Source organism: Chromobacterium sphagni (assembly GCF_001855555.1).
Taxonomy (GTDB): Bacteria; Pseudomonadota; Gammaproteobacteria; order Burkholderiales; family Chromobacteriaceae; genus Chromobacterium; species Chromobacterium sphagni.
In genome coordinates, this window is sequence record NZ_MKCT01000036.1 from 27,800 (window position 1) to 35,795 (window position 7,996).

The following is a 7,996-nucleotide window of genomic DNA, read 5'->3' on the forward strand; positions in this document are numbered from 1 at the left end:
GGAACAACTGCGCGCCAGCCTGGCGCAGGCCTTGTGCGCGGAGCCGGACGAGCTCGATCCGGAGCGCCCGTTCAGCGAGCTGGGGCTGGACTCCGTGGTCGGCGTCGAGTGGAACCGTGAGATCAATAAGGTGTTCGGACTGTCGATGCCGACATCGGCGCTGTACGACTATCCAACGCTGACCTTGCTGGCCGGCCATCTGCGGCAATCTGCGGCGCCGGCGGACGGGGCGGAAGCTGTGGGCTCCCGGCCTGAGCCGGTGAGCCGGCGGGATGCGGCGCCGGTCGCGCCGTCGCCCAGCATTGCGCCGGCCCTGACGGCAAGCCTGGCCGATGCGCTTTACGCCGAGGTGGCCGACATTCCACCGGACAGGCTGTTTGCCGATCTGGGCGTCGACTCGGTGATAGGCGTCGAGTGGGTGCGCAAGATCAACGAGACGCTGGGCGTCGATCTGAAGGCGACCGCGCTGTTCGAGCACCCGACGATCCGGCAGTTGGCCGCGCATGTGGCGGCGGAGCAGGCGGCGCAGCCGGCGGCGGCGGATCTGCCTGAGAGGCCGGTGCAGGTCGTCGAGCTTGTAGAGGTCGTTGCGGCTGTCGAGGCCGGGCCGCGGACCGCCGGCATCGCCGACGGCAGGATCGCCATCATCGGCGCTTCCGGCCGCTATCCCGACGCCGCGGATCTGGACCAATACTGGCGCAATCTGGCGGCGGGCCGGGATTCGGTGCGCGAAGTGCCGGCGGCGCGCTGGGACATGCGCGAGCATTACGACGCCAAAGTGCCTTCGGACGGAAAAATATACTGCCGCTGGCTGGGCGCGCTCGACGACGTCGATTGCTTCGATCCGCTGTTTTTCAATATCAGTCCGGCCGAGGCGGAGCTGACCGATCCCCAGCACCGGCTGTTCCTGGAGGAGTGCCACCAGGCCTTCGAGGACGCCGGCTATTCGCCGGCGCAGCTGGACGGCAGCAATTGCGGCGTCTATCTCGGCGTGATGGGTAGCGAGTACGCGCAGATCGTCGCCCGGCACCGCCGCGGCAGCGCGACCGGCAACAGCTCGGCGATAGGCGCCGGACGGGTTTCCTACCACTTCAATCTGAAGGGGCCGGCCATTCCGGTCGATACGGCCTGCTCGTCGTCGCTGGTGGCGATTCATCTGGCGGTGCAGGCCCTGCAAAGCGGCGCCGTAGACATGGCGTTGGCTGGCGGCGTCTCCCTGTATCTGCTGCCGGAAACCTATGTCCGCATGTGCGAGGCGGGCATGCTGTCGCCGGACGGCCGCTGCAAGGCCTTCGACAACGGCGCGGACGGCTTCGTGCCGGGCGAGGGCGTAGGCGTGGTGCTGCTCAAGCGGCTGCAGGACGCCGAGCGCGATGGCGACCATATTCAGGGGCTCATCATCGGCTCGGCGGTCAATCAGGACGGCAAGACCAACGGCATCACCGCCCCCAGCATGAAGAGCCAGCGCGCGCTGATCCACGACATGTACGCGCGTAACGGCATCGATCCGCACAGCCTGGGCTATGTCGAGGCGCACGGCACCGGGACCAAGCTGGGCGACCCCATCGAGCTGGCGGCGCTGGCCGCCGCCTTCGGCGACGGCGGTCGGCGGCAGTTCTGCGCGCTGGGTTCGGTCAAGAGCAATATCGGCCACGCGACAGCGGCGGCAGGGGTGGCTGGAGTACACAAGGTCTTGTTGTGCCTGCGGCACCGCCAGTTGGTTCCCAGCCTGCATTTCAGCCGGGAGAACGAGCATTTCCGTTTCGCCGGCTCGCCTTTCTATGTCAATACCGAGCTGCGGCCATGGCCGGACGCTGGCGCCGCGCCGCGCCGAGCGGGGATCAGCTCGTTCGGTTACAGCGGCACCAATGCCCATGTGGTGATGGAGGAGTATGTCGCGCCGCCGCGCCGCGCGCAGGCGGCCGGCCCGTTCTTCGTCGTACTGTCGGCCAGAACCGAGGCCCAGCTTGCGCGCCGCGCCGAGCAGCTGCTGGAGGAAATCCGGCAGCGGCCGCTAAGCGACGCCGATCTGCCCGATCTCGCCTACACGCTGCAGACCGGCAGGGCGGCGATGGAATATCGCCTTGGCGTCGCCGTCGCCGACATCGCGTCGCTGGCCGGGGTATTGCGCGACTTTCTGCACGGACTGCCGCTGCCGGCGAACGCGCTACGCGGCTGCGTTTTCAGCCATGACGAGCCGCGGCCCGACGCGGCCGGCGGCAGCATGATGGCCCGCTGGATCGCCGGCCACGCCTGCGATTGGGACATGCTGTATCCGGCCGGACAGCGTCCAAGGCGCATCCGGCTGCCCGGCTATCCCTTCCTCAAGCAGCGTTGTTGGGCCGACGCCGCCGAGCCGGTCGGCGCGATGGCGCCGGCGCGGCCGGCCGAGCCCGCCGTCGGCGAAGCGGTGCAGACCCTGCTGCCGTGCTGGGAGCTGTGCGAACCGCAAGCCCTGGTCCCGGCTGAGGGCAGACCGTCCATGGTTTTCCTCGGCGTCGTCCACGGGGCCTTGCGCGAGGAGCTGGCGTTGGCCTTCCCGCAGGCCCGCTTTCTTGCGGTGGCGCCGGAGGCCTCGATCGACGAGCTGGTCGGCGTCTTGGGCGCGCCGGGCGCTGTCGAGGCCTTGACCTGGCTGTTGCCGGCGGACGCGATCGACGCCGCCGACGATGGCCTGCACGCCGAACGGCAGGCGGCGGGGGTCCGCTTCGGCTTCCGCCTGCTCAAGGCGCTGCTGGCCCTGGGCTACGGCGGCCGGCCGCTGCGGCTGAATGTGGTGAGCTGGCAGACGCAGAGCATCCGTGACGAGGCGGTCTATCCGACGCATGCCAGCGTGCACGGACTGGTCGGCTCCCTGGCTAAGGAGTATCCGGGATGGTCGGTGCAACTGGCCGACCTCGAGCTTGGCGATCCGCAAGCGGCGCGCCGGCTGCGGGCATGCCTGGGCTTCGCCGCCGATGCTGGCGGCGACGCTCATGCCTGGCGGAGCGGCAACTGGTATCGGCAGCAACTGTTGCCGGTAGACCTGCCCTTGGACAACACGCCCGCGCCGTTCCGGCAAGGGGGCGTTTATGTGGTCATCGGCGGCGCCGGCGGGGTGGGCGAGGCTTTCAGCGAGCATCTGATCCGCCGTTATCAGGCCAGGATGGTCTGGATAGGGCGGCGTGCCTACGACGCCGAAATCGCCGCTCGCTGCGATCGGTTGCAAGGCCTGGGTCCCCGGCCGCTTTACTTCCAGGCGGACGCGGCCGATCCCGCCGCGCTGGCCGGGGCGTGCGCGCAGATCCGCGCCAGGCTGGGCGCGATCCATGGGCTGGTGCATAGCGCGATCGTCCTGCAGGACAGGAGCCTCCAGGGAATGGACGAGCAACGCTTCATGGCCGGCTTGCGCGCCAAGGTCGATACCAGCGTCGGCCTCGCGCGGGCCTTCGGGCAGGCGGGGCTGGACTTCGTGCTGTTCTTTTCATCGATGCAAAGTTTCATGAAGGCGCCGGGGCAAAGCAATTACGCAGCCGGCTGCGCGTTCAGCGACGCCTTCGCCCATCGGTTGGGCCAGGCCTGGGCCTGCCCGGTGAAAATCATGAACTGGGGATATTGGGGCGGGACCGGCATCGTCGCCGACGCCTCGTACCGGCAACGGATGGCGGCGATGGGAATAGGCTCGATCGAGCCTGAAGAGGGCATGGCGGCGCTGGAGCAGCTGCTGTGCTCGCCAATCAGGCAATTGGCGGTGGTGAAGCGCGCCGAGCTGGCGCCGGTCGCCGCCGAATTCGTGGAACCATGGGCCGGGCAGACGATTCTCGCGCCGCAGTCGGCGCCGGAGATGGAAACGATATGGAACGACTAAGCGTATTCGCAAGCCAGCCGCCGGCGTCGCAGCCGGCGCTGGCGAACAGCGACTTCACCGCCTTGCTACTGGACACGCTGTGGCGGCAACTGGAGACAATGGGTTTCGAGCTCGGCGCCGATGGCTGGCGCGCGCGGGCGCAGACGCTGCCGTTGTATTCACGCTGGCTGGGCGAAAGCGCCCGGATGCTGCGCGCGAGCGGTTATCCGTCCGCCAAGGCCTGCGACAGTCTGGACGCCTTGTGGCGGCGCTGGGAAACGCTGGGCCGGAGCGGATTTTTCGCCCAGGCCGGCCTGGCCAGGCAGGCCGAGCTGGTGGAGGGAACGCTGCGGGCGCTGCCGGACATCCTGAGCGGCAGACAGCGCGTGACCGACCTGCTGTTTCCGAACGCGTCGATGGCCAAGGTCGAGGGAATTTACAAGGCCAATGCCCAGGCCGATTATTTCAATAATGTGGTGGCTGGCGGCATCGGCGCGATCATCCGGGCCAGGCAGGCGCAGGGCGAGCCGTTCCGCCTGCGCATTCTGGAAATCGGCGGCGGCACCGGCGGCACCAGCGAGGTGGTCTTCGACACGTTGCGGCCGTTCCAGGATTGCGTGGAGGCCTATGTCTACACCGACATCTCCAAAGCCTTTCTGCTGCATGCCGAGGATGTCTACGGGCCGGGCAGGCCGTATCTGCGCTATCAGCTGCTCGACATCCAGCAGCCGGTGCGGGAGCAAGGCCTGGCCATCGGCGACTTCGATGTGGTGATCGCGGCGAATGTGCTGCACGCGACCCGCAACATCCGGACGACGCTGCGCAACGCCAAGGCTTTGCTGAAGCGCAATGGCGTGTTGTTGGTGAACGAGATTGTCGAGAACAATCTATTCGCGCATCTGACTTTCGGCCTGACCGAGGGCTGGTGGCTGGTGGAGGACGCCGAGCTGCGCATCGAGGGTTGCCCGGCGCTGTCGGTCGACGGCTGGAGCGCCTTGCTGCGGGAGGAGGGTTTCGACCGCGTGCGCTGGCCCGCCGCCGAGGCCAGACGGCTGGGGCAGCAGGTTTTCATGGCCCGCAGCGACGGGCAGATTCGCCAGCCAGCCCATGTCGGGGCCGATCCCGCGCCCGCCGCCGCAAGCGCGCCGGCCCCCGAGGCGGCGCCCACGCCGGACGACGAATTGAGCGAAAGCATCCGCGGCGCCATTGCCGAGCAGCTGCGCGTCAATCTGCGGTTGTCGGCCGGACAGATACATTACAGCGCACCTTTCGGCGATTACGGCGTCGACTCGATTACCGGCGTCAAGCTGGTCCATCAGCTCAACGAGACGTTGGGCATAAGCCTGGAGACCTCCCATCTGTACGACTACAGCACGATACGGAGCCTGGCGGAGCACATCCGGCTGAGCTGGGGTGAGCGGGTGGGCGCGCGGCTGGCGACGAAGCGGGGCGGGGCCGCCGCCGGCGGGCCGGCGGTTGCCGCGACGGGGCCGGCGCTGCCGCCCCAGGCCGAACCCGCGCCGGCAAGCCCGGCGTGGCAGCCTTATCAGCCCATTGCGGTGATCGGCGTCAGCGGAACGTTCGCCGGGGCGGCCGATCTGGAGCAACTGTGGAGCCATCTGGCCAACGGCGACGATCTGGTGCGGCCGTCGACGCGCTGGCCGCTGGCGCAAGCGGCGGAGGGTTCGGCTGCCGGCAGATATGGCGGCTTTCTCGCCGACATCGACCGTTTCGACCCGCTGTTCTTCAATATCTCGGCCACAGAAGCCAAAACCATGGACCCGCAACAGCGGCTGTTCCTGGAAGAGGCGTGGAAGGCGTTGGAGGACGCCGGCTATGCCGGAGACGGCGTGGACGCCAGTCGCTGCGGGGTCTATGTCGGCTACAACGGCGCCGACTACCAGAGCCTGGTGGACGACGGCGCGCCGGCGCAGGCCATGTGGGGCAATGCCGGTTCGATATTGTCGGCGCGGATTTCATATTGCCTGAACCTGCAGGGGCCGGCGATCACGGTCGATACCGCCTGCTCCAGTTCGCTGGTCGCCGTCCATCTGGCGTGCCAGGGGCTGTGGAGCCGCGAAACCGACTTGGCGCTCGCCGGCGGGGCCTTCGTGCAGTCTACGCCCGGCTTCTATTCGCTGGCCGGGCGGGCGGGCATGTTGTCGCCCTCCGGCCGCTGCCACACTTTCGACGCTCGCGCCGATGGCTTCGTGCCGGGCGAGGGGGTGGGGGTGGTGGTGCTCAAGCGCTTGCGCGACGCGGTCGACGACGGCGACCATGTTCACGGGGTGATCCGGGGATCGGGGATCAATCAGGACGGCACCACCAACGGCATCACCGCACCCAGCGCCCTGTCCCAGGAAAGGCTGCAGCGGCAGGTCTACCAGACTTTCGGCATCGACCCCGCCGGCATCCAACTGGTGGAGGCGCACGGCACGGGAACCCGGCTTGGCGATCCGGTGGAGCTCAGGGCGCTGACAAACGCCTTCGGCCGCGCTTCGGCCGCGCGGAGCTATTGCGCGATCGGTTCGATCAAGACCAATCTGGGACACACCGCCGCCGCTGCCGGGATCGCCGGCCTGATCAAGCTGCTGCTGGCGCTGCGGCACCGGCAGATTCCGCCGTCCCTCCATTACGACTCGCCCAATCCGGCCATCGATTTCGACGGCAGCCCGTTCTATGTCAACACCGCGTTGAAAAGCTGGGAAGTGCCGGCAGGACAGGCGCGGCGCGCGGCGGTCAGCGCCTTCGGCTTCAGCGGCACCAACGCCCATGTGGTGGTCGAGGAGCATCTCGGCGCGCGCCGCGAGCACGCCGAGCGTCCGGGCTATCTGCTGGCGCTGTCGGGGCGGACGCCGGAGCAATTGCGGCAGCAGGCGCGCCGGCTGGCCGATTTCATCCGGGCCAGGCCAGACACGGACCTGGGCAATCTGTGCTTCACGCTGCTGCTGGGGCGCAAGCATCTGCAACACCGGTTGGCGTGCGCGGCCACCAGCCTGGAAGACCTGCTCACCAGCCTGGAGCAATGGCTGGCCGGGAGCGGCGCCGGGGGCGTCGTCGTCGGCCAGTTCCTTGATGGCGAAAGCCGGGAGAAGGCGTCGCTCAAGCATTACGGCAGGCAGTGCGTTCAGGCCCTGGTGAACGGCGGCTTGGTCGCCGACGATTATCTGGAGCAGCTCCGCGCGGTGGGGGCGTTGTTGGTCGACGGTTATGCGATCGATTACGCCGCGCTGTTCGCCGGCGGTCAGTATGGCCGGCTGCCTTTGCCGACCTACCCGTTCGCCGATGAGCGCTACTGGATCCATCCCGCGGGTCCGGGCGGCGGCTTGGCGCCGAAGCGCGGATCATCAGGCGCTGCCGGCCCGGATGCGGCGGCGTGGCTGGCGCGACAGGCTTGGCAGTCGCGGCAGGCGCCTGCCGGCGCCGGTGGCCAAGGGACCGGCCGCCATCTGCTGTGGCTGTTGGGGGACTTTCCTCCGGCCGCGCTGCATGCGTTGCGCGAGCGGGCGCCGCACATGGTGGCAGACCTTGTCGACATCGCCGGCGATGCGCTGGCGCAGCGCTTCGAGGCGGCGGCCTGCGCGGTGTTGGCCAGGATAAGGCGGGTGCTGGAGAGTCGACCGTCGCAGCCGGTGCGCATCCAGCTGCTCATCAATGCGGCGAGCGTCGGCCCCGGCTTCGGCGGACTGGGCGCGATGCTGAAAACCGCCAGCCGCGAGAATCCGCTGCTGGCGGCGCAGACCATAGAACTGTGCGAGCCAAACCAGACTGCCGGGCTGGCGCAAATGGTGCTCGACAACGCGGCCGATTTCGGCGCGGCCGAGATCCGTTATCGCGGCGGCGAGCGGCAGGTCAAGCTTCTGGAGCGGGTGATGGCCCTGGGCGGCGCGGACCGGGCCGCAACGCCATGGCGGGACGGCGGCGTGTATCTGATCACCGGCGGACTGGGCGGACTGGGCTATTTGTTCGCCAGCGCCATCGCCGGCGGCGCGCGGCAACCGACGCTGCTGCTCGTTAACCGCTCGGCGTTGACGGCGGAGGCCGAGCGGCGGGTGGACGCCCTGCGGAGGCTAGGGGCGCGGGTCGACTTCCAGCAGGCCGATGTGGCCGAGGCGGCCGCGGTCCGGCGCCTGATCGAACATGCCGAGCGCGCGCATGGCGGGCTGCACG

General features: G+C 68.8%; 2 protein-coding genes (1 of these 2 only partly in view). Both read left to right on the plus strand.

All coding sequences use genetic code 11. The features are described from left to right. Positions 1-3,847, plus strand: partial view of an SDR family NAD(P)-dependent oxidoreductase gene (locus BI344_RS14350; RefSeq protein ID WP_071113575.1) — the 3' portion only. The gene continues 2,582 nt to the left of window position 1, outside the view; 3,847 of the gene's 6,429 nt are visible here — the last part of the coding sequence; the start codon falls outside the window, past its left edge; it ends in the stop codon at positions 3,845-3,847. Then, positions 3,835-7,996: beta-ketoacyl synthase N-terminal-like domain-containing protein (locus BI344_RS14355; protein ID WP_158021073.1), on the plus strand; the 4,162-nt coding region annotated here is incomplete at its 3' end. The genes BI344_RS14350 and BI344_RS14355, both read left to right, overlap by 13 nt.